This window comes from Exiguobacterium sp. E4787 (assembly GCF_018618375.1).
GTDB lineage: Bacteria > Bacillota > Bacilli > Exiguobacteriales > Exiguobacteriaceae > Exiguobacterium > Exiguobacterium chiriqhucha.
The window spans coordinates 214,764-237,590 of record NZ_JACSLY010000002.1 but is presented as its reverse complement, the minus strand read 5'-3'; the positions used below and the strand labels follow the sequence as shown (position 1 = coordinate 237,590).

Sequence of the window (22,827 nt, the reverse complement as noted above, 5' to 3'; positions counted from 1 at the left end):
GGAGGGATTTTATCATGACAACAGAACAAATCTTAGTAGACGTACAAGCAGCAGTGGCAGAGAAACTCGGGAAAGATGTATCTGAGATCACAGCCGACAAATCATTTAAAGACGACCTCGGTGCGGATTCGCTCGAAGTTATGGAAATGGTCATGGACCTTGAAGACAAATTCGATATCACAATCGAAGATGAAGATGCAGAGAAACTTGCAACTGTCGGCGACGTTGTCGCTTACATCGAAACTAAATTGTAATCAAGCCTCCCACCGCTCGTCATGAGCGGTGGGCTTGTGCTTATTCACGGAGGGAATTATGACAAAGGATAAGCGACGGTTTGACCGTCAAGGGTCGGCGCAACGACGCCGACGAAATGAGCTCGAACGGTCTCGGATTCTCGAGCAGTTCAAGACACTTGAAGAACGGCTATCCGTTCGATTCACGAATCAGGACCTATTGATGCAAGCGTTCACCCACTCCTCATACGTCAACGAACAACGCGGTCTGAAAAAAGACAATGAGCGCTTAGAGTTTTTAGGCGACGCGGTGCTCGAGTTGACGGTGTCTCGGTTTTTGTATGAGACGTATCCGGAGCGCTCCGAGGGGGAATTAACGAAGTTGCGGGCGGCCATCGTCTGTGAGCCGTCACTCGTCAACTTCGCGGAAGCCTATGCTTTCTCTGATTTTATCTTGCTTGGGAAAGGTGAAGAGTTGACCGGCGGTCGGAAGCGTCCGGCGTTACTCGCCGATGTGTTCGAATCTTACATCGGTGCGCTCTATCTGGACCAAGGGATTGAACCAGTCGAACAGTTCCTCGCCGAAGCGGTTTTTCCGAAAGTCTTAGCGGGTGTGTTTGAAGAACAGACCGATTATAAGAGTCAGCTTCAAGAGAGCGTGCAACGCGAAGGGCTCGGCCCTGTCTCGTACACGATTATCGAAGAGCGCGGGCCGGCCCATAGCAGGGAGTTCGTCGCCCATGCCCGTCTGTCTGACGATATCGTCGGGGAAGGCATCGGCCGATCGAAGAAAGAAGCCGAGCAGCTCGCGGCGAAAGAAGCGTTAATCGAATTCAATCGGCAATACGCCGGCCTTTAACAAAAAGGAGTGGACCTCTCAACGGGTCCACTCCTTTTTGTATCATCTAGTTACGTCAATTGCCCGAGTTCTTCGACGATTCCATCCACTTCAGAAATCGACAACGATGAACGATTCATCACGTAGTCGTAAATCTCTTTGACGGCCGAGGCGTCGGCACGGTTATATTCTTCCGCTTTGATGGCGCCGCGGTTGATGATGTTCATTTTGTCGAGAATTTCCTCAATCATTTGTTCGTTAGTCATCGGTCGTACCCCTTTCTACAGTTCTTTTTAGAATAGCATGATTCTAGCATTTTGACGAACTGGCAACTGTGGTAAAATAAACAAATGAATGCTTACTGAGGATAGGATGGTCACGATGCACTTAAAACGAATCGAACTCGCTGGCTTTAAATCGTTTGCCAAACGGATTGAACTGGATTTTCGTCCCGGCGTAACAGCCGTGGTTGGACCGAACGGGAGCGGAAAATCAAATATATCGGACGCTGTTCGCTGGGTACTCGGTGAGCAGTCGGCCAAATCGCTCCGTGGAGCGAAAATGGAAGATGTCATCTTTGCCGGCAGTGAAGGGGAGAACCATCGCAACGTCGCCGAAGTGACGCTCGTGTTGGACAATACGGACGCCCATTTGCGGCTGCCGTATGAAGAAGTAAGCGTCACGCGACGTGTCACGCGGAGCGGCGACAGTGACTACTTTATGAACAAGAAGCCGTGTCGTCTCAAAGATGTGATCGACCTGTTCATGGATACGGGTCTGTCGCGTGATGCCTTCGCCATCATCGGCCAAGGGCGGGTCGAGCAGGTCATCTCCGGGAAACCGGAAGACCGCCGTGCCGTCATCGAAGAAGCGGCGGGTGTCTTGAAATACCGCCAGCGTAAAAAACAAGCGGAACGGAAACTGCAGGACACTGAATTGAACTTGTCCCGCGTCGACGATATCTTGTATGAACTCGCCGACCGGGTCGAACCGCTCCGTGAACAAGCCGCGCTCGCCCGTGAGTATCAAGTCGCAAAAGCTCGGCACGATGAGCTCGAGACGGGTATTCTCGGTGCCGAGATTACGGAACTCGGCACAGGAATCACCCGTACGAACGAACAACTCGGGACGGCGTCCGCCCATCTCGCTGAGCAAGACGGCGCGTTGAACGCGATTGTGGCGGAACGGACGGAGCTCGAGGCGACACTCGCCGTCGATCGGGAAACGCTCGATATGCTCCACCAGGACGAACGGACACAGGCGACCGAACTGGAACGATTGACCGGCGAAATCAAGCTCGCGAAAGCCCGCGAAGAGCACGGGGCGGAAACGAAAGAACGTCTTGAGCGCCAGCGGGTCGAGTTGGCCGAAGAGGCCGAACAGTTGACGCAGAAATTGCACGTGGCTGAGGCGGATTTGGCGTCTAAAACCGAGGCGTTACATACCGTCGAGGCGGCACGTGTCAAACTCGACACACAATTGACGGCAGCCACACGCGATTTTAACGCGGAAATCGAACAACTCCAAGGCGAGGCGTTCGAACTGGCGACGACCCGTGCCACGCTCAGCAATCAACAGAAGCGGGAACGACGGGATATCGAACAAGCCGAGGAAGCGAAAGCCCGCCTCCTGCGTGAGAACAAGGATCGCCTCGATGTGAGGACCGAACAGACAGCTTCGCTCGAGGCCGAGCAGGCTCGTCTCGATGAGGCACGGACGACGTGGGAGACGTTGCTCGCGCAAGAAGCCGATTTGACCGAACAAGAGACGACACTGAGAGACAAGCTGGCCCGGGCCGAGCAGTCGTACCACGACCTCGACCGCCGGCGTCAGAAGACCGAGGACCGCATCGAATTGCTCGAGCGGATGAAGCAGTCATATGAAGGCTACTTCCATGCCGTCAAATTCGTGTTGAAAGAACGGGGGCCGGGCGTGCTCGGTGCGGTCGCGGAATTGATTCGCGTTCTCCCGTCCTACGAGGCCGCCATCGAGACGGCGCTCGGTCAGACGCAACAACACATCGTCGTCGAGACGGATGTGGTCGGTCGCCGAGAAATCGATCGGCTACGGAAGGCGAATGCTGGACGGGCCACGTTTGTGCCGATGACGAGCGTGAAGGAACGTTACGTCCCGAGTGAAGTCGCGCACCGGCTCGAATCGCTCGACGGATTCGTCGGCATCGCCGCCGACCTCGTCGAGACGGCCCCGGCCTACGACAAATTGAAACGGTCCCTTCTCGGTGCCGTCATCGTCGCCAACTCACTCGAAGTCGCCAACCGGATCGCCCAGACGACCGGGTATCGCTATCGTATCGTCACGCTCGACGGGGACATCGTCAACGTCGGCGGTTCGATGACCGGGGGTAGCCGGAAGCAAGGCGTCGCCTTGTTCACGCAATCGCGTGAACTCGATGACTTGAAGCACGGATTGACGCAAGGGCTGGCCATGCTCCATGAGCAACAGTTGCGCGTGACGACGTATACCGATGAGATGTCCCGGTTGCGAGAGTCGCTCCAGACAATCAGGCTCAAAAAACGTGAGGCCGAAGAGACGCTCCGTTCGACGGAACAGGCGTACCGAAGCTTGGAGAGGGTGTCACAAGACGCCAAGGCGCAACTTGAACTGTTCGATCATGAAATGGCCCGCTATGCCCATACGATTGAAACCGCGACGAACGAATTGACGCGGCTCGCACAAGAGCTCGAGGCGACCGATGTGAAACAAGCCTCGATTCGGACCGAGCTCGAGGCGCTCCGTGGTGAGCAAGCGAAAGGTGCCGCGACGACGGGGCAACTGCAAGAAGCCATCCGTCAAAACGAACTCGATCGCCAACGGCATACGCTCGACCTCGACCGGGTCCGCTCGGAAGTCGAACGGCTCGAGGCCGAGGTCGCCAAACAGACGGCGCGTCTTCGTCAAATTGAACGTGAGCTCGAACATGTGGCGAGCGGCCGGGTCGTCTCTTCAGCCGAACTCGAGCTCGAACATGTCGAGGCGGTCAAACAGATGGACGCGCTCAAAGCGCGCCTGACGCAACAGTTGAACCAGCTTCACGCGAAAGAAGAATCGTACCGGATTCTAAGACAGCGCGAACAACAAGCGACGGACGTGCGCCGTCGACTCGATGCGGACGTCCGTAAACTCGAGACCGACGTGAACGAACTGGAGTTGAAACGGAAGTGGAAACTCGATGCGCTCGATGAACGTGGACTCGTCTTCGATTTGCTGCCGACGCTCACAATCCCGCTCGATGAGGCGAAAGAGGAGTTCAAACTGCTCGTCCGTCAAATCGAGGAAATCGGTCCGGTCAACTTGAATGCGATTGAAGAGTTCGATCTCGTCAATGAACGGTTCATGTTCTTGTCTGAACAGCGGGACGACCTCGTCAGCGCCAAAGAGGACTTGTATGACATCATCAACGAGATGGACCGCGAAGTGACACGGTTGTTCAAAGAGACGTATACGCTCGTCCGCGGTCACTTCAAACAGACGTTCCACGAACTGTTCGGTGGCGGCGAGGCCGATTTGAAATTGGTCGACGAGTCCGACTTGCTCAATACGGGCATCGATATCGTCGCCAAACCACCCGGGAAGAAACTGCAGACGCTCAGTCTGCTCTCAGGGGGAGAACGGGCCTTGACGGCGATTGCGCTCTTATTCGCGATTTTGAAGACGCGTCCGGTGCCGTTCTGTGTACTCGATGAAGTCGAGGCGGCGCTCGATGAGGCGAACGTCCATCGGTTCGGGGAATATATCCGGACGCTGTCGATCGACACGCAATTCGTCATCATCACGCACCGGAAAGGGACGATGGAGGCGGCGGATACGCTCTATGGCGTGACGATGCAACAAAACGGGGTCTCCGAGGTGCTTTCGGTCGAATTATCTGAAGCGAGGCGCGTCGTTGAGACGGAAGAAGAGATGGAGGAATTAAGTTGAGTTTTTTTAAGAAGCTAAAAGATAAATTGACGACCTCGACGCAAGAAGCGTCACAAAAGTTTACCGATGGATTGACAAAGACCCGCGACGGGTTCGCGAATGCCGTCAACGATCTCGTCTATCGGTTCCGCGAAGTCGATGAGGATTTCTTCGATGAACTCGAGGATCTGCTCATCCAGGCGGACGTCGGAGTGACGACAACGATGGACCTTGTCGAAGATTTGAAAGAAGAAGTGAAGCGCCGCAACTTGAAAGATCCGGTCGCCGTCCGCGACGCGCTCGTCGAAGTCGTGGCGAAGCGACTTCAAGAGGACGAGTCGGACCGTGAGTTGAACATGCAAGACGGATTGACGGTCATCTTGTTCGTCGGCGTCAACGGCGTCGGCAAGACGACGACGATCGGCAAGCTCGCCCATCAATTGAAGTCGGAAGGCCGTTCGGTCATGCTCGCGGCGGGCGACACATTCCGGGCCGGTGCCATCGACCAGCTCCAAGTATGGGGCGAACGCGTCGGAGTCCCGGTCATCCGTCAAGCCGAAGGTTCCGACCCGGCCGCGGTCGTGTTCGACGCCGTCCAGGCAGCGAAATCACGCGGCGTTGACGTCTTGATTTGTGACACGGCCGGACGTTTGCAAAACAAGGTCAACTTGATGAACGAGCTTGAAAAAGTGAAACGGGTCATCGAGCGCGAAGTGCCGAACGGACCGCATGAAGTGTTGCTCGCGCTTGACGCGACGACTGGGCAGAACGCGATGGTCCAGGCGAAGGCGTTCAAACAAGCGACGAACGTGAGCGGCATCGTCTTGACGAAGCTCGACGGCACGGCCAAAGGCGGTATCGTGCTCGCGATTCGAAACGAGCTCGATATTCCGGTCAAATACGTCGGGCTCGGCGAGAAAATCGATGATTTACAAGCGTTCGACCCGGAACAGTTCGTATACGGATTATTCGGGGACATCTTCGAAGAAAAACAACAGACAAACGATGACCTCGCCTAAGTTTCTCTGTTAAGAAAAAAACTTGACAAGAGCTAGGGACGGCTGTACTATTGGTAGTTGTAAAGGGATTTCACTTAACATGTGGAGGTGGAGGTCATGTCGCTCGAAAAGACGAATCGAATGAACTACTTGTTCGATTTTTATCAAGCACTACTCACACCGAAGCAGCGCAACTATATGTCTCTTTATTACCTAGATGACTACTCGCTCGGAGAGATTGCGGAAGAGTTTGAAGTCAGCCGTCAAGCGGTCTACGATAACATAAAGCGTACCGAAGCGATGCTTGAGCAGTATGAGGAGAAGTTGGCCTTGTTCGACAAATTCGAACAGCGGCAACAACTGCTTCAGACGCTCAAACGTCAAGTCGAGCATTCGCCCGATGCGACGGAAACGATTTCGGCGCTTGAGAATTTAGAGTAGGGGGCTGAAGCATGGCATTTGAAGGATTATCCGAACGGTTGCAATCGACACTGGCGAAAATGCGGGGGAAAGGTAAAATTTCCGAAGCAGATGTCAAAGAGATGATGAGAGAAGTTCGTCTCGCTCTCCTTGAAGCCGATGTCAACTTCAAAGTGGTCAAACAGTTCGTCAACGACGTGAAAGAACGGGCCATCGGCCAAGACGTCATGAAATCGTTGACACCGGGCCAACAAGTTGTCAAAATCGTTCATGAAGAGCTAACGACTTTGATGGGAAGCGACGTCGTCCCGATCACATTTAACCCAAAACCACCGACAGTCGTCATGATGGTCGGGTTACAAGGTGCGGGGAAAACGACGACGACCGGGAAGCTCGCGAACTTGATTCGCAAAAAGCATAACCGGAGTCCACTTCTCGTCGCGGCAGATATTTATCGGCCTGCGGCCATCAAACAGCTCGAGACACTCGGCAAGCAACTCGATTTACCGGTGTTCTCACTTGGCGACCAAGTGAAGCCGGAAGAAATCGTCACAAAAGCGCTCGAGTACGCCAAAACCAATCATCACGATTTCGTGTTGATCGATACGGCCGGTCGCCTTCACATCGACGAGACGCTCATGGGCGAACTCGAAAACGTGAAGACGATTGCCAAACCGAATGAAATCTTCCTCGTCGTCGATGCGATGACGGGTCAAGATGCGGTCAATGTGGCCGACAGCTTCAATGAGAAACTCGGAATCACCGGCGTCGTGCTCACAAAGCTCGACGGTGATACACGTGGTGGGGCAGCCCTTTCAATCAAGGCAGTCACGGGAGCGCCGATTAAGTTCGTCGGTCTCGGTGAAAAGTTGGATGCCCTCGAACCATTCCACCCGGAACGCATGGCGTCACGGATTCTTGGGATGGGGGACGTGCTCACACTCATTGAAAAAGCCGAGTCACAGATGGACCAAGATGCTGCGAAGGAGCTTGAAAGCAAAATTCGCGATGCATCGTTTACGTTCGATGATTTTATCGAGCAGTTGGGTCAAGTGAAAAACATGGGCCCAATTGACGAATTGCTCTCGATGTTACCTGGTGCAGGTAAGATGAAAGGGTTGAAGAACGTCCAAATCGACGAGAAGCAACTCGATCATGTCGAGGCGATCATTCGCTCGATGACAAAGCATGAGCGCTCCAATCCTGAAGTGCTCAACGCGAGTCGTCGCAAGCGGATCGCAAAAGGGAGCGGTCGTTCCATCCAGGAAGTGAACCGTCTCATCAAACAGTTCGATGACATGAAGAAGCTCATGAAGCAGATGTCAGGACAAATGAAAGGGAAGAAAAAAGGTCTCGGCCTTCCGTTCTTCTAAGAAAACTTTTGTCAGTCGGGCAAAAAAACAGTATACTATTAAAGTTGTCAATTCTTAAACACATGATGGAGGTATATTACCATGGCAGTTAAAATTCGTCTCAAGCGCATGGGCGCAAACAAATCACCTTTCTACCGGATCGTTGTAGCTGATTCACGTTCACCACGTGATGGCCGTTTCATCGAGCAACTCGGTCACTACAACCCGGTTGCAAAACCAGAAGCAGAAGTTCGCATCAACGAAGAACTCGCTCTCAAATGGTTGGCAGACGGCGCGAAGCCATCTGACACAGTACGTAACTTGTTCTCTAAAGCAGGGATCATGGAGAAATTCCACAACGCGAAAAACGCGAAGTAAGGATGTGGCCGACCTTTTATGAGGTCGGCCCATTTTTTTGAGGAGGCACAACAATGGAATGGTTATACGTAGGTAAGATCGCCAATACCCACGGCTTGAAAGGGGAACTGAAGTTGCTCGCCGCGACCGATTTCCCAGCCGAACGCTTCAAGAAAGGCGAGACGCTCTATTTGGACGTCGATGGCAAGAAGCTCCCGTTCGAGGTGACGACGTATCGTCCGCATAAGCAGTTCCATCTCGTGACGTTCAAAGGGCTTGAGAATATCAATCTCGTCGAGAAGTATAAAGGGATGAAACTATACGTTCATGTCGAGCACGTCCACGAGTTACCGGAGCATGAGTTTTACTATCACGAGATTATCGGTTGCGAGGCCGTCGTCGACGGTGAGGTCATCGGTGTCGTCGACGATATCTTCGAGACTGGTGCCAACGACGTCTGGGTCATCAAACGCCCTGGCAAGTCGGACGCGCTCATCCCGTACATCGAATCGGTCGTGAGCAACATCGATGTCGAGGCGAAACGTGTCGTCATCACCCCGATTCCGGGAATGATTGACGATGAAGATTGATGTTTTAACGTTATTCCCCGAGATGTTCGCCCCGCTCGATCATTCAATCGTCGGACGGGCCCGTACACTCGGACAAGTCGAGATGGCGTTCACGAACTTCCGTGACTTCTCGACGAACAAACACCATAAGGTCGACGATTACCCGTACGGTGGCGGGGCGGGCATGTTGCTCACCCCACAGCCGATCTTTGACGCCTTCGACGCCATCAATAAGAAGCGTCCCCGCGTCATCGTCACGACGCCAACTGGACGCCGTTTCGACCAACAGATGGCGGAAGCATGGGCGACCGAGGAACACTTGATCTTTTTATGCGGCCATTATGAAGGGTTCGATCAACGGATTCATGACGAGCTCGCGACGGACGAAGTGTCAATCGGTGACTTCGTCATGACCGGCGGTGAGCTCGCCGCGATGGTCATGATCGATGCGACGGTCCGTCTCATCCCGGAAGTGCTCGGGGATCAGGCGAGCCATGAAGATGACTCGTTCTCGACAGGGCTACTCGAGTATCCGCACTATACACGCCCCGCGGAGTTCCGTGGTCTGAAAGTGCCTGACGTGCTCTTGTCGGGCAATCACGCCAAAATCGAAGCGTGGCGCCGAGAGCAGTCGCTCCTGCGCACGTATCGCCGGCGACCGGACCTGCTTGAGCGCATTGAACTGTCGAAGGCAGATAAAAAATTCATTGAATCGTTGCGCGATTGACCGAATTGTGCTATGTTTGAGCATGTGGGTTAACCCCACCAATTACCGATGTTCCGCTGTTGGATGCTTGGGCAGATGAAGATATGAACATTGAAGAAAAAGGAGAACTATTCATGAACACACAAAAACTGTTCCGTGAAATCACAGAAGAACAATTCAAATCAGACGTACCTGCTTTCCGTCCTGGTGACACAGTACGTGTCCACGTTAAAGTCGTAGAGGGAACGCGCGAGCGTATCCAGATCTTCGAAGGCGTAGTCATCAAGCGTAAGGGTGGCGGCATCGGCGAAACATTCACAGTTCGTAAGATTTCTTACGGCGTAGGTGTTGAGCGTGCATTCCCGCTTCACTCACCACGTGTCGCGCAAATCGAAGTCGTTCGTTACGGTAAAGTCCGTCGTGCGAAACTCTACTACCTCCGCAACCTTCGCGGTAAAGCAGCACGTATTAAAGAAATCCGTCGTTAAGATGGGGATTAAGCTTGTCGCTTGCGACAAGCTTCTTTTTTTCTAGTACAATAAGTTCAAACGGACAGAGGAGTGAGGCAAGTTGAAAGAAGTGTTCAGTTGGCTTAAGGCGATCGTCGTTGCGCTCGTCATCGCGTTCGTGATCCGGACGTTCATCTTTGTACCTGTCATCGTCGAAGGAGAGTCGATGATGCCGACGCTCCAAAATGCCGATCGCATGATCGTCAGCAAAATCTCGAACTACGTCGGTGAGCTCGACCGAGGCGATATTATCGTCTTCCACGCGACAGAATCGAAAGACTATATTAAACGCGTCATCGCCATTCCTGGCGATACGCTCGAATATCGGGACGATACGCTCTACTTGAACGGTGAGGCGGTCGAAGAACCGTATTTAGAGGATTTTAAGGCACAGATGAACGGTTTTCCTCTTACCGAAAACTTTACGCTCGAACAAGTGACGGGCGAGACGGTCGTCCCTGAAGGCTCGTACTTCGTCATGGGTGACAATCGTCAAAACTCGAAAGACAGCCGTGAAATCGGCTTTGTCCCGAAAGAGGACGTCGTCGGCAAAACGAACTTCGTGTTCTGGCCGCTCGGCGATTTCGGGACCGTACAAGAATAAGGTGGTGTTTGTTTGGCAATTCAATGGTTCCCTGGCCACATGGCCAAGGCACGAAGACAAGTAACAGAAAAGTTAAAGCTCATCGATGTCGTCATCGAACTCGTCGATGCACGTGTTCCGCAATCGAGCCGTAACCCGATGGTCGATGAGATCACGGAAGGCAAACCGCGTCTCATCGTCTTGAATAAAGCCGATATGGCCGATCCGGTCGTCACCGACGCCTGGCTCCGCGCCTTGAAGCGCGATGACATCGAGGTCGTCGCCGTCGACGCGAAACATAGCAAAGGCTTGAAGCAGCTCATGTCGGGCGCCGAGAAGCTCATGCAAGAGAAGCATGACCGCATGCGTGAGAAAGGCCGAAACCCCGGTCCAATCCGCGCGCTCATCATCGGCATACCGAACGTCGGCAAGTCGACACTCATCAACCGTCTCGCTGGACGCAACATCGCTGTCACCGGCGACCGTCCGGGTGTCACGAAGCGTCAGCAATGGATCAAGATGAAAGGCGGCGAGATGGAACTGCTCGACACGCCTGGAATTCTGTGGCCGAAGTTCGAGGACCAGATGGTCGGCTATCGCTTGGCGGCGACCGGTGCCATCAAGGATGATATCTTGAACCTTGATGATATCGCGCTCTATACGGCCCGCGAGCTGTCGGCCCGCTATCCGGAACAGTTGAAAGAACGATTCAAAATCGATCAACTGCCGGAAGATGCCGTCGAACTGCTCGAATTGATTGGGAAGAAACGTGGACTCGTTAGCGGCGGCTACGTCGATTTCGAGAAAGCGAGCGAATTACTATTGAACGAACTGCGTCATGAGAAAATCGGACGCGTCTCCCTAGAGACGCCGGCCGACCATGACATGGCGTGAAGTCCTGTGCAAACAGGGCTTTTTTGAATAGGAGGAACGGAATGACGATTCAAGCGATTAAACAACGGCTACAGACGGTCCGATATGAAGAGTGGGAGCAGGTACGGGCCGAGTTGAAAGGCGACCCGCGGGCGGGCGTCCAGACGCTCATCCGGCAACGAGAGCGACAGTTCGCACAAGAACATGCCCTCCGTGCCGATTATACGGCCCGTCAGACATTCGAAGACGAGTGGAAGGCCCAAGGGTTCCGTCTCATCGGTGGTGTCGACGAGGTCGGTCGAGGGCCGCTCGCGGGGCCAGTCGTCGCGGCGGCCGTCATCTTGCCGGAAGGGTTTTATCATCCCGGCCTGAACGATTCGAAAAAGATGTCAAAACGTGCGCGGGAACTGGCATACCGCATCCTCATGGACGAGGCGTCGGTCGGTGTCGGCATCGTCGACGCTGACGTGATCGACCAGGTCAATATTTATGAGGCGACGAAACTGGCGATGGTGGAAGCGGTCCGGCAGCTCGGAACGGTCGATGCGCTGTTGATTGACGCGATGCGGCTCGACCTCGACATCCCGCAGCAGTCACTCATCAAAGGGGATGCCCGGAGTGTCTCAATCGCGGCGGCGAGCGTCGTCGCAAAAGTCATTCGCGACAACATGATGGAGGATTACGCTATCCTCTATCCCGGGTACGGGTTCGAACGGAATGCGGGTTATGGCACGAAAGACCATTTGACCGGCCTCGCGGAACACGGTATCACACCGATTCACCGGAAGTCGTTCGCACCGATTAAACAGATGTAGGAGGGGAAACGATGCGCATCGATCACCAAGGCGTCCTGCCGTTCAAGGTCACCGAACAAAATTCACGGCAACTGCTCGTCGGCAATACGGTCGTCGGTCGGGTACTCCAACTGTTGCCCGGCGGCGAGGCGGTCATGCAGCTGCCGCAAGGCATGTTCCGGGTCGGGGTGAACGCCGACGTCAAAGAGAACGTGACGTACAAAATGGTCGTCACGGATCTCGAGCCGAAACTCGTCTTGAAGGTCGTGCCGCAACAAGCAGAAGCGCTCGCGCAAGTAGCGCGGTCACCGCTCGCCCAGCTCGGCAGCGAGCTCGGGCGTCTGGCGCGCCAACCACTCGCTACGCCCGAGCCGCTCCAGGCGCAAGGCCGGCAACTGCTCGAGAGCGGGGCCGGTGCTGACGTGAAGCAACTCGTCGTCGAGCTGTTCAAAGCGAAAGGCGACCCGAAGTTCGAACAGTTCGTCCGGGCCCAGGAGACGTTCAACGCCGTGCAGGCCCCGCCGTTCGTCGTTCAAGCATTTCACATACCGCATTTAGGACCGTTTGAACAAGTGCGGTTCCGTCTCGAGGCGCCGAAAGGCGAGGTCATCGACTCTGATCATGCCCGCATCGTTCTATTCCTCGAGACCCCGAAATATGGAGAGACGGGCATCGATTTGCTCGTCCAGAAGCGGCACGTGTCGGTTAAAGTGTTCAACGAGCAACATGACTTGAGTCCGTTCGTCAACGCCTATGAGCCGTTGCTCGGGCGCGCACTCGTAGCTAGTGGCTATGAGCTGTCCCGCTTCTCGTTCGAACCAAAACAGGAAGCAACGGTACCGGACACGTTCGCCCCGCTCGGAAAGGTGGACCAACGCGTATGACCGATCGCAAACAAGCCATCGCCTTGTCCTATGAGCAATCGATGGAGTCACCGCGCGTTGTCGCCAAAGGGGGCGGACTCGTCGCCGAGCGCATGCTCGTGCTCGCGCAAGCGAACGGGGTGCCGATTCATGAGGACCCGGCCTTACTGTCACTCTTGTCCGCCCTACAGATTGAAGAGCAGATTCCAGACGACCTATATCAGGTCATCGCCGAGCTTTTCGTGTTTCTTTATCAGATGGAACAAGGAAAAATCGAAGATGTCTAGGGGTAGATGTGAAAAAAAGATGAAAACATAAAGCAAGAACGATAGACAGCGCTTTCAGTTTTTCGTTACAATAGACGTGCCGATATTAAAGGGGACTAAGGGGGAAACGAAATGAATATCCATGAGTATCAGGCGAAAGAATTGCTTCGGGCGTTTGGAGTGGCCGTACCTACGGGCTATCCAGCGTTCACGGTTGAAGAAGCAGTCTCAGCCGCCGCCAAGCTAGACGGTGAACTAAAAGTTGTCAAAGCTCAGATTCACGCAGGAGGCCGCGGGAAAGCCGGCGGTGTCAAACTTGCGAAGTCAGATGAAGAAGTCAAACAGTACGCGTCAGAGATTCTCGGCAAGACGCTCGTCACGCATCAGACTGGACCAGAAGGAAAAGTCGTGCAACGCCTTTACATCGAAGAAGGCTCTGCCATTGACCAAGAATTTTACTTAGGACTTGTGCTTGACCGTTCGATCGGCCGAATTGTCATCATGGGTTCATCAGAAGGCGGTATGGACATCGAGGAAGTCGCTGAACATACACCTGAAAAGATTCATAAAGAAGTCGTCGACCCAGTCGTCGGACTCCGTCCGTTCCAAGCACGCCGTCTCGCGTTCAAGATGGAAGTGCCGACCAAACTCGTCAACAAATTCAGCGACATGGTCATGAAATTGTATAAAGTGTACGTCGAGACAGATTGCACGATTGCGGAAATCAACCCGCTCGTCACGACGAAAGACGGCAACGTCATCGCACTCGATGCGAAGCTCAACTTCGACAGCAACGCACTTTATCGTCATAAAGACATCGTCGACCTTCGCGACACGACAGAAGAAGATCCGCGTGAAGTCGAGGCGTCAAAACACGACCTTAGCTATATCGCGCTCGATGGCAACATCGGTTGTCTCGTTAACGGGGCTGGCTTGGCCATGGCGACGATGGATATCATCAAGCATTACGGCGCCGAACCCGCTAACTTCCTCGATGTAGGCGGCGGTGCAACGAAAGAAAAAGTAACGGAAGCGTTCAAATTGATTTTGTCAGACGACCAAGTCAAAGGAATCTTCGTTAACATCTTTGGTGGCATCATGAAGTGTGACATCATTGCTGAAGGTATCGTCGCGGCGACGAAAGAAATCGGTCTCGATTTACCACTCGTCGTTCGGTTAGAAGGTACGAACGTGGATGTGGGACGACGCATTCTCGATGAATCTGGACTTGCGATCACTTCGGCGAGCTCGATGGCTGACGGTGCAGAAAAAATCGCGGCACTCGTTCGATAAGGGGGAAACGACATGAGTATTTGGGCGAATCAAGATACAAAAGTGATCATTCAAGGGATCACGGGGAAACAAGGTCTGTTCCACGGCGAACAGATGCTGGCATATAACACGAAATTGGTCGGAGGAGTGACACCTGGTAAAGGTGGCACGACCGTCCTTGACGGCGTACCGGTCTTTAACACGGTATCCGAGGCAGTCGAAGCGACTGGCGCGAACGCGTCAATCATCTACGTGCCACCTGCATTCGCAGCCGATTCGATTATGGAAGCGGCCGATAGCGGTATCGAGTTGATCATCTGTATCACAGAAGGTATCCCGGTCATCGATATGATTCAAGTGAAGCGTTACCTCGAGGACAAACCGGCCCGTCTCATCGGACCGAACTGCCCGGGGATCATCACGCCAGGGGAAGCGAAACTTGGTATCATGCCAGGCTATATCCACACGAAAGGCCACGTCGGTATCGTCTCGCGCTCAGGGACGCTCACGTATGAGGCGGTCCATCAGTTGACGACTGCCGGAATCGGACAATCGACAGCTGTCGGAATCGGTGGAGACCCGGTCAACGGCACGAACTTCATCGACACGCTCCAAGCGTTCAATGAAGACGAGGACACGAAAGCGGTCATCATGATTGGTGAAATCGGTGGAACGGCTGAAGAAGAGGCTGCGGAATGGGTGAAGGCGAACATGACGAAACCGGTCATCGGTTTCATCGGTGGTCAAACAGCCCCTGAAGGCAAACGGATGGGCCATGCCGGCGCCATCATCTCGGGCGGAAAAGGTACGGCCGCTGAGAAAATCAAGACGTTGAACGCCAACGGGATTGAAGTCGCCGAGACGCCTGCCGTCATCGGAGAGACACTCATCCGGGTGTTGAAACAACAAGGTTTGTATGAAGCTTGCGTGACGGGTCAACCGACAACGTAAACCATTCGGAATGGGGGATGCGCAGCATCCCTCATTTTTTAGAGGTGATTGTGATGAATCAAACAATCGCTCGATTCGCAGCCGAACGGTTGCCGGTCGAGTTCGTCCATCATTACTTGTCTCACACGCATATGAACATGCATCAGTTCCATCCGCGCGTCCGGAGCAAGGCCGAACGGGCGCTTCGTTCCACGGTCACGTACGATCGTTTTTTGACGTGGGAGGACGAATTGTTCCCGTCCGCGCTGCTCCACATCCCGAATCCGCCGTATTGTTTGTTTTATCGAGGCGATTTAGAGGTACTACATCAACAAACGACCGCATTGGTCGGAAGCCGTGAATTGAATCGCATCAGCCGTCGACTTGTCGAACATTTCCGTCCTTTAATAGAAGAAACTGTCTCCGTCTCGGGTGGGGCGCTCGGCATCGACGGTCTCGTCCATGAGCTGTCGCTCGATCATGACCGGCCGACCATCGCCATCCTCGGAGCGGGCTTTTCGCACTTGTATCCACAGGTCCACGCCCCCTTGTTCGAGCGGATTTCGCGACACGGGTTACTCCTCACGGAATACACACCGGAAACACCTGTCAAAAAAATTCAATTTTTAGAACGAAATCGTCTTGTCAGCGGACTTGCCGATCGACTCGTCGTCATCCAGGCCCGTCACAAAAGCGGGACGATGAACACGGTCGGACATGCCCTCGAGCAAGGAAAGACGGTATTCGCAGTGCCTGGAAGCCCGCTCGATCCGCTCGCGGCCGGTCCGAATCAATTGATTGAAGACGGGGCGATTCCATTGACGACTGCCGATCAAATTCTAACCTGTTCAAGGATTGGACGTTGACAAACCATCGACAACATGAATATTATGGTAGGGATTTAAATGACCTCTAAAAGGGGAGCAGATGTATGGCAAAATACTTGGTGATCGTCGAATCACCCGCGAAAGCGAAAACCATTAAACGTTATTTAGGATCGAATTACACGGTCAAGGCTTCGATGGGTCACGTCATCGATTTACCGAAAAGTCAACTCGGTGTCGACGTGGAACATGACTTTGAACCGAAGTACATCACGATCCGTGGCAAAGGTCCAGTTTTGAAAGAATTGAAGACGGCAGCCAAAAAAGCGACGAAAATCTTTCTCGCGGCTGACCCGGATCGCGAAGGGGAAGCGATTGCTTGGCATTTAGCACGTGCCCTCGGTGTCGACGAAACGACGGAATGTCGCGTCGTCTTTAACGAGATCACGAAAGATGCGATTAAAGAGTCGTTCAAACACCCACGTAAAATCAACCATGACCTCGTCGATGCCCAGCAGGCGCGTCGAATTTTGGACCGTCTCGTCGGATACGGGATGAGCCCATTACTATGGAAGAAAGTCAAAAAAGGATTATCGGCCGGACGCGTTCAATCCGTGGCCGTTAAAATGATTATCGACCGGGAGCGGGAAATCAATGCCTTCGACCCAGAAGAGTATTGGACCATCAAACTCACCCTCAACCATGAAGGCGAATCGTTCGAGACTTCGTTTTATGGAAAAGACGGGAAAAAAATGGAGCTCAAGAGCGAGGCGGATGCCGACGCGGTGCTCAAAGCGATTGACGACTCATTTAAAGTCATCGACGTCACGAAGAAAGAGCGGAAGCGCAACGCGTCGCTCCCGTTCACGACGAGTTCGCTCCAGCAAGATGCGGCCCGTAAATTGAACTTCCGTGCCAAGAAGACGATGATGCTCGCGCAACAGCTATACGAAGGGATCGACCTCGGCAAGAAAGAAGGCACCGTCGGTTTGATCACGTATATGCGTACCGACTCGACGCGCATCTCGGATTTGGCAAAAGCAGAAGCGAAAGAGTATATCGAATCCACGTTCGGAGAAGAGTACGTCGCGTTGCAAAAACAAAAAGAAAAGAAAGCCGCGAACGCTCAGGACGCCCACGAAGCGATTCGTCCGACTTCGGCGTTACGCGACCCGGCCTCGGTGAAAGCGTACTTGTCACGTGACCAGCTCCGGTTGTACAAGTTGATTTGGGAGCGTCTCGTCGCGAGCCAAATGGCGCCGGCCATCCTCGATACGGTGAAAATCGACGTCGAGTCGAACGGTATGACTTTCCGTGCCAACGGGTCGACCGTCAAATTCCCTGGTTTCATGAAAGTGTATATCGAATCGAAAGATGAAGATATCGAAGACACGAACCCGGAGAAAGAAGGGTTGCTCCCGCCGCTCGAAGTGGATGACCTCGTCAAGTTCGAGACGATCGAACCGAAACAGCACTTCACACAACCGCCGCCACGATACAGTGAGGCGCGCCTCGTCCGGGCGATGGAAGAACTCGGGATCGGTCGTCCGTCGACGTATGCACCGACGCTCGATACGATTCAAAAACGCGGATACGTCGTCCTTGAAGAGAAGAAGTTCGTTCCGACAGAACTCGGCGAACTCGTCATCGAGATGATCGATGAGTACTTCAACGACTTCATCACCGTCCAGTTCACGGCCGACATGGAGACGCTCCTCGACTCGATTGAGAACGAGGAAGTCCAATGGACGGAAGTCGTCGCTCCAATCTATCGCAGTTTCGAGAAGCGTTTGAAACGGGCGGAATCGGAGATTGAGAAAATCGAAGTGAAAGATGAGCCGGCCGGCATCGACTGCGAAGTGTGCGGTTCGCCGATGGTCATCAAGATGGGCCGTTACGGGAAATTCATGGCATGCTCGAACTTCCCGAACTGTACGAACACGAAACCGGTACAAGTCGAGATTGGCGTCCCGTGTCCGAGCTGCAAAGACGGACAAGTCGTCGAACGACGCAGTAAAAAGGGTCGTCTGTTCTATGGTTGCTCGAACTATCCAGACTGTGAGTTCGTCTCATGGGACAAGCCGGTCGCGAAACCGTGTCCGGAATGTGGTAAAATGATGGTCGAGAAAAAAATTAAAGACGGTGTGAAATATCAATGTACGAACTGTACCCATGCCGAGGTACATCAGTTAGAGGAGGATTAACTTTGCAGCAACGTGTAACTGTGATCGGAGCGGGCCTCGCCGGCTCCGAGGCGGCTTGGCAACTCGCGAAACGCGGAATTCAAGTCGATTTGTATGAAATGAGACCGGTCCGAAAGACACCGGCACACCATACGGACCAATTCGCTGAACTGGTCTGCTCGAACTCGCTACGAGCGAACGGGCTCCAAAACGCGGTCGGCGTCTTGAAAGAAGAGATGCGCACGCTCGACTCGCTCATCTTGAAAGCGGCCGACACGGCAAGCGTACCGGCCGGCGGCGCTCTCGCCGTCGACCGTCATGACTTCGCCGGCTTCGTGACGGACACGTTGAAAAACCATCCGAACGTGACGGTGCACAACGAAGAAATCACGGCGATTCCGGACGGGATCGTCATCATGGCGACCGGTCCGCTCACGTCACCGGACCTCTCGGCTTCGCTCAAAGCGTTCACAGGGGAAGATTACCTTTACTTCTACGACGCCGCGGCACCGATTTTAGACGGCGAGACGATCGACCGGGACAAGGTCTATTTGAAATCACGTTACGACAAAGGTGAGGCGGCGTACCTCAACTGTCCGATGACGGAAGAAGAGTTCGACGTGTTCTACGACGAGCTCGTCAAAGCAGAAGTCGTCCCGCTCAAAGAGTTCGAGAAAGAGATTTACTTCGAAGGCTGCATGCCGTTTGAAGTCCTCGCCCAACGCGGCAAGAAGACGCTCTTGTTCGGACCGATGAAACCGGTCGGCCTTGAAGATCCGAAGACGGGCAAACGTCCGCACGCGGTCGTGCAGTTACGTCAAGACAACTCGGCCGGCACGCTGTTCAACTTGGTCGGTTTCCAGACCCACCTCAAATGGGGCGAACAGAAACGCATCCTTCAACTCATCCCAGGTCTCGAGAACGCGGAGATCGTGCGCTACGGTGTCATGCACCGGAACACGTTCATCAACTCGCCGAGCCTGTTGAAACCGACGTATCAGGCGCGGACACGCGACACGTTGTTCTTCGCCGGGCAGATGACCGGTGTGGAAGGGTACGTCGAATCGGCGGCGTCAGGGCTCCTCGCTGGGATTAACGCAGCGAAACTGATTGCCGGTGAAGAACTCGTCGTCTTGCCACGCGAGACGATGCTCGGTTCGATGGCGCACTATATCACGACGACGGACGGCAAGCACTTCCAACCGATGAACGCAAACTTCGGGCTCGTGCCGTCGCTAGAAGATGCGCCGAAGAAAATGAAGAAACAAGAACGGTACGAACGTTATGCGAACCGTGCCCTTGAAACGATTCAGCAATATAAAGAGATTTAAGGGAAAGGAGCCATTTTTTGGCTCCTTTTTTGTGAATTTAAATTTCAATTGTGTAATTTGTACAACACTTTGAAAATTTTCAGATTATTGAAGGGCTATCTATTGTCACCTCTGACGGTGTGTGCTATGCTAATTTCGATTTGACGGGAACATGCGTTTTTAAGCTGAAAACGAGGGGGCGAGAGAATGGGATTCGGTGACGATCAACAGTCATTTTTGCGCTATTGCCAAGTCGAACGCCGACTGTCTCCTCATACTAAACGCTCTTACGAGCAGACGCTCGACCAGTACGCCGCTTATTGCCAATCGACACATCAAGATCCGTATGATGTGCAGTCGGCGCGGCGTTATTTATATGCCCTTTATGAGACGGACAACGCCACGACGACGGTCGCCCAAAAAGTGTCGTGCCTCAAACAATTCGGGAAATTTGTGGCACGGGAGACGGGTGTCGATCCACTGTTCCACGGCCTGACGTCACCGAAGCGGCGCAAGACGCTTCCGACGTTCGCCGTGCCGAGCGAGGTCGAACAGCTCATCGCGACCGCGGACGGACAAGATGATCCGTTCCTGAGGGCCCGTGATGTCGCCATCGTCGAGATGCTATACGGGACAGGCATGCGCGTCGCCGAGTTGTGCGGGATGGACGTGTCGTCTTACGATGCCGAACTCGCCTTCGTGCATGTCGTCGGGAAAGGGAAGAAAGAACGCTACATTCCAATCGGGCAGTTCGCCATCGAGGCGCTTAATCGTTATCTCGATGCACGCCGAACATGCGCTTCCCCCCAAGAAACGGCATTATTCCTCAGTCAAAAAGGGAATCGAGTGACAACAGACCAAATTCGCTACGTCATGAAGCGTCTGAGGAAACAAGGCGGCCTGCATAAGCCGTTGACGCCTCACTCGCTCCGTCATAGTTTTGCGACGGACTTGCTCGAGCGCGGGGCCGACCTCCGTGCCGTCCAAGAGTTGCTCGGCCACGAGTCGCTCTCGACGACGGGGCGTTACACCCACGTCTCGACGGAACGCTTGCGAGCGGTCTATCAAGCCACACATCCGAGAAAGTAGGAGGTCATCAGATGTTTCACGCAACCACGATTTTCGCAGTTCGTCACAACGGGCATGGTGCTATGAGCGGGGATGGACAAGTCACGTTCGGAAACGCCGTCATCATGAAAAACAAGGCCAAAAAAGTAAGACGTCTCTACGGCGGTAAAGTCGTCGCCGGATTCGCCGGAAGCGTTGCCGACGCATTCACCCTGTTCGAGAAGTTTGAATCAAAGCTAGAGATGTATAACGGAAACTTGCCGCGTGCGGCCGTCGAGCTGGCCAAAGAGTGGCGCGGGGATAAGATGCTCCGTCAACTCGAAGCGCTCTTGATTGTCATGGACCGTGAGCACCTACTGCTCGTGTCTGGGAACGGCGAAGTGATTGAACCGGATGATGGCATTTTAGCGATCGGTTCGGGCGGGAACTATGCGCTCGCTGCCGGGCGCGCGCTCGTGCGCCATTCGCCTGAGAAATCAGCGGAAGACATAGCCCGCGCCGCTCTTGAGATTGCCGGAGAGTTGTGCGTCTATACAAACGACCAAGTCATCGTAGAAACGATCGGAGGCGATTCTGAATGAAACGTGAACTGACACCACGCCAAATCGTAGCGGAGCTAGACCGCTTCGTCATCGGACAAAAGGATGCCAAGCGCGCCGTCGCCATCGCACTCCGCAACCGGTACCGTCGCCAAAAGTTGAGTGCCGACCTGAGTGATGAAGTGACACCGAAGAACATCTTGATGATCGGACCGACCGGTGTCGGGAAGACGGAGATCGCACGCCGCCTGGCCAAACTCGTCGGCGCGCCGTTCGTCAAAGTCGAGGCCACGAAATTCACGGAAGTCGGCTACGTCGGCCGCGATGTCGAATCGATGGTCCGTGACCTCGTCGAAGCATCGGTCCGTCTCGTGAAGGAAGAGAAAAAGGAAGGCGTGAAAGAGCAAGCCGAAGTCGCTGCGACGGAACGCATCCTCGACGCTTTGCAAGGGAAGGCAAAAGTCGAACCGACCACTGCTTCGAACCCGTTCGAGGCGCTGTTCGGCGGCCAAACCCAAAAGACCGAGGAGCCGACTAACACGCAGTCGTCCGACCGCGCACAGTTGCGTCGCTTGCTCGAACTCGGTGAACTCGAGGAGCGATTGATTGAGGTCAACCTCGAGGAGAAGCAGACCGTCGACTTGTTCCAAGGGCAAGGTATGGAAGGGTTATCGAACTTGCAGGACATGCTCGGGCAAATCGTGCCGAAGAAACGGAAGAAACGCAAGTTGCCGGTCCGTGAGGCACGTCCGCTCATCATCGCCGAGGAAGCGGAAAGCTTGCTCGATATGAACGAGGTTCATGACGAGGCCGTGCGCCGCAGTGAACAGATGGGCATCATCTTCGTCGATGAGATCGATAAGATTGCGACGAAGTCTCAAGACCATGCCGGTGTCTCACGAGATGGCGTCCAGCGTGACATCTTGCCGATCGTCGAAGGATCGACCGTCGTCACGAAGTATGGTCCGGTCAAGACGGACCATGTGCTCTTCATCGCCGCCGGAGCGTTCCATATGGCGAAGCCGTCCGACTTGATTCCTGAACTGCAAGGTCGGTTCCCGATTCGTGTTGAACTGAGCAGCCTGACCGAGGAGGACTTCGTTAAGATTTTGACGGAACCGTCCCAGGCGCTCATCAAGCAGTACACGGCACTCCTCGAGTCGGAGGAGATTAGCGTCGAGTTCACGCATCCGGCCATCGAGGAGATTGCGCGCATTGCGACGCACGTCAACCGAGAGACGGATGACATCGGGGCCCGCCGCTTGTACACGATCATGGAGCGCGTCCTTGAAGACTTGTCGTTCGAGGCGGCCGACATGCCGCAAACGCATGTTCAAATCACACCGGCCTATGTCAAAGAGAAAGTCGGCTCGATTGCGGAAGATCGAGACCTTAGCCAATTTATACTATAAGATTCTGTAT

Annotated in this window: 24 protein-coding genes; 23 read left to right on the top strand and 1 reads right to left on the bottom strand. The window is 54.1% G+C overall.

The genetic code is table 11. From position 1 onward, the window contains the following. The first annotated feature begins 14 nt into the window (after window positions 1–14). Together acpP and rnc are read left to right on the top strand one after the other, a co-directional pair. Window positions 15–254, top strand: a complete 240-nt coding sequence (gene acpP, locus KNP80_RS03725) for an acyl carrier protein (protein ID WP_021067091.1) — start codon at window positions 15–17, stop codon at window positions 252–254. 58 nt (window positions 255–312) lie between these two features. Then, on the top strand, window positions 313–1,092 hold the full coding sequence (gene rnc / locus KNP80_RS03720) for a ribonuclease III (RefSeq protein ID WP_021067092.1): 780 nt from the start codon (window positions 313–315) through the stop codon (window positions 1,090–1,092). Between the two features lie 50 nt (window positions 1,093–1,142). Here rnc and KNP80_RS03715 read toward each other — a convergent pair whose 3' ends face one another. Next, window positions 1,143–1,337: a DUF1128 family protein gene (locus KNP80_RS03715; RefSeq protein ID WP_021067093.1), complete on the bottom strand. Its 195-nt coding sequence runs from the start codon at window positions 1,335–1,337 to the stop codon at window positions 1,143–1,145. Between the two features lie 115 nt (window positions 1,338–1,452). Here KNP80_RS03715 and smc point away from each other — a divergent pair, with 115 nt between their 5' ends. From smc to hslU, 21 genes are all read left to right on the top strand, one after another. Continuing rightward, window positions 1,453–5,010 carry a chromosome segregation protein SMC gene (smc, locus tag KNP80_RS03710; RefSeq protein ID WP_214833695.1) on the top strand — a complete coding sequence of 1,186 codons (3,558 nt, stop codon included), beginning with the start codon at window positions 1,453–1,455 and terminating at the stop codon, window positions 5,008–5,010. After that, entirely contained in the window at window positions 5,007–6,008 is a 1,002-nt protein-coding gene (ftsY, locus tag KNP80_RS03705) for a signal recognition particle-docking protein FtsY (protein ID WP_021067095.1), read from the top strand. The genes smc and ftsY overlap by 4 nt, the downstream gene beginning before the upstream one ends. 96 nt (window positions 6,009–6,104) lie before the next feature. Then, window positions 6,105–6,428, top strand: a complete 324-nt coding sequence (locus tag KNP80_RS03700; protein WP_214719450.1) for a putative DNA-binding protein — start codon at window positions 6,105–6,107, stop codon at window positions 6,426–6,428. Between the two features lie 11 nt (window positions 6,429–6,439). Then, a complete protein-coding gene (gene ffh, locus KNP80_RS03695) occupies window positions 6,440–7,780 on the top strand; it encodes a signal recognition particle protein (protein WP_021067097.1) in 1,341 nt (446 codons plus the stop codon). A gap of 81 nt (window positions 7,781–7,861) precedes the next feature. After that, a complete protein-coding gene (gene rpsP / locus KNP80_RS03690; protein WP_021067098.1) occupies window positions 7,862–8,137 on the top strand; it encodes a 30S ribosomal protein S16 in 276 nt (91 codons plus the stop codon). Between the two features lie 53 nt (window positions 8,138–8,190). After that, on the top strand, window positions 8,191–8,706 hold the full coding sequence (gene rimM / locus KNP80_RS03685) for a ribosome maturation factor RimM (protein ID WP_214719449.1): 516 nt from the start codon (window positions 8,191–8,193) through the stop codon (window positions 8,704–8,706). Continuing rightward, window positions 8,696–9,412, top strand: a complete 717-nt coding sequence (trmD, locus tag KNP80_RS03680; protein WP_214800883.1) for a tRNA (guanosine(37)-N1)-methyltransferase TrmD — start codon at window positions 8,696–8,698, stop codon at window positions 9,410–9,412. Before rimM ends, trmD begins: the two co-directional genes overlap by 11 nt. 113 nt (window positions 9,413–9,525) lie before the next feature. After that, window positions 9,526–9,879 carry a 50S ribosomal protein L19 gene (gene rplS / locus KNP80_RS03675; RefSeq protein ID WP_021067101.1) on the top strand — a complete coding sequence of 118 codons (354 nt, stop codon included), beginning with the start codon at window positions 9,526–9,528 and terminating at the stop codon, window positions 9,877–9,879. A gap of 82 nt (window positions 9,880–9,961) precedes the next feature. Beyond that, complete coding sequence (gene lepB / locus KNP80_RS03670) at window positions 9,962–10,504, top strand: signal peptidase I (protein WP_214719447.1); 543 nt, start codon at window positions 9,962–9,964, stop codon at window positions 10,502–10,504. Window positions 10,505–10,516: 12 nt separating this feature from the next. Further along, on the top strand, window positions 10,517–11,377 hold the full coding sequence (ylqF, locus tag KNP80_RS03665) for a ribosome biogenesis GTPase YlqF (RefSeq protein WP_131433895.1): 861 nt from the start codon (window positions 10,517–10,519) through the stop codon (window positions 11,375–11,377). A 41-nt stretch (window positions 11,378–11,418) separates the two neighbouring features. After that, complete coding sequence (locus KNP80_RS03660) at window positions 11,419–12,171, top strand: ribonuclease HII (protein WP_214832328.1); 753 nt, start codon at window positions 11,419–11,421, stop codon at window positions 12,169–12,171. A gap of 11 nt (window positions 12,172–12,182) precedes the next feature. After that, a complete protein-coding gene (locus KNP80_RS03655) occupies window positions 12,183–13,034 on the top strand; it encodes a hypothetical protein (protein ID WP_214719445.1) in 852 nt (283 codons plus the stop codon). Further along, a complete protein-coding gene (locus KNP80_RS03650) occupies window positions 13,031–13,300 on the top strand; it encodes an EscU/YscU/HrcU family type III secretion system export apparatus switch protein (protein ID WP_214719444.1) in 270 nt (89 codons plus the stop codon). The genes KNP80_RS03655 and KNP80_RS03650 overlap by 4 nt, the downstream gene beginning before the upstream one ends. A gap of 111 nt (window positions 13,301–13,411) precedes the next feature. After that, window positions 13,412–14,572: an ADP-forming succinate--CoA ligase subunit beta gene (gene sucC / locus KNP80_RS03645; protein ID WP_214833692.1), complete on the top strand. Its 1,161-nt coding sequence runs from the start codon at window positions 13,412–13,414 to the stop codon at window positions 14,570–14,572. A gap of 12 nt (window positions 14,573–14,584) precedes the next feature. Then, window positions 14,585–15,502, top strand: coding sequence for a succinate--CoA ligase subunit alpha (gene sucD, locus KNP80_RS03640; RefSeq protein WP_021067108.1), 918 nt, complete (start codon window positions 14,585–14,587; stop codon window positions 15,500–15,502). A 53-nt stretch (window positions 15,503–15,555) separates the two neighbouring features. Continuing rightward, the gene (dprA, locus tag KNP80_RS03635) at window positions 15,556–16,347 is read left to right on the top strand and encodes a DNA-processing protein DprA (protein WP_251132320.1); all 792 of its coding nucleotides are present in this window, start codon (window positions 15,556–15,558) and stop codon (window positions 16,345–16,347) included. A gap of 65 nt (window positions 16,348–16,412) precedes the next feature. Continuing rightward, window positions 16,413–18,509, top strand: a complete 2,097-nt coding sequence (topA, locus tag KNP80_RS03630) for a type I DNA topoisomerase (protein WP_214752238.1) — start codon at window positions 16,413–16,415, stop codon at window positions 18,507–18,509. A 2-nt stretch (window positions 18,510–18,511) separates the two neighbouring features. Then, window positions 18,512–19,819 (top strand): FADH(2)-oxidizing methylenetetrahydrofolate--tRNA-(uracil(54)-C(5))-methyltransferase TrmFO, encoded by a 1,308-nt coding sequence (trmFO, locus tag KNP80_RS03625; RefSeq protein WP_251128877.1) that lies wholly within the window; start codon window positions 18,512–18,514, stop codon window positions 19,817–19,819. A 186-nt stretch (window positions 19,820–20,005) separates the two neighbouring features. Then, a complete protein-coding gene (xerA, locus tag KNP80_RS03620; protein WP_214719441.1) occupies window positions 20,006–20,887 on the top strand; it encodes a site-specific tyrosine recombinase/integron integrase in 882 nt (293 codons plus the stop codon). An 11-nt stretch (window positions 20,888–20,898) separates the two neighbouring features. Further along, window positions 20,899–21,447: an ATP-dependent protease subunit HslV gene (hslV, locus tag KNP80_RS03615; protein WP_021067113.1), complete on the top strand. Its 549-nt coding sequence runs from the start codon at window positions 20,899–20,901 to the stop codon at window positions 21,445–21,447. Further along, window positions 21,444–22,817: an ATP-dependent protease ATPase subunit HslU gene (gene hslU / locus KNP80_RS03610; RefSeq protein ID WP_214833686.1), complete on the top strand. Its 1,374-nt coding sequence runs from the start codon at window positions 21,444–21,446 to the stop codon at window positions 22,815–22,817. Before hslV ends, hslU begins: the two co-directional genes overlap by 4 nt. The last annotated feature ends 10 nt before the right edge of the window (window positions 22,818–22,827 follow it).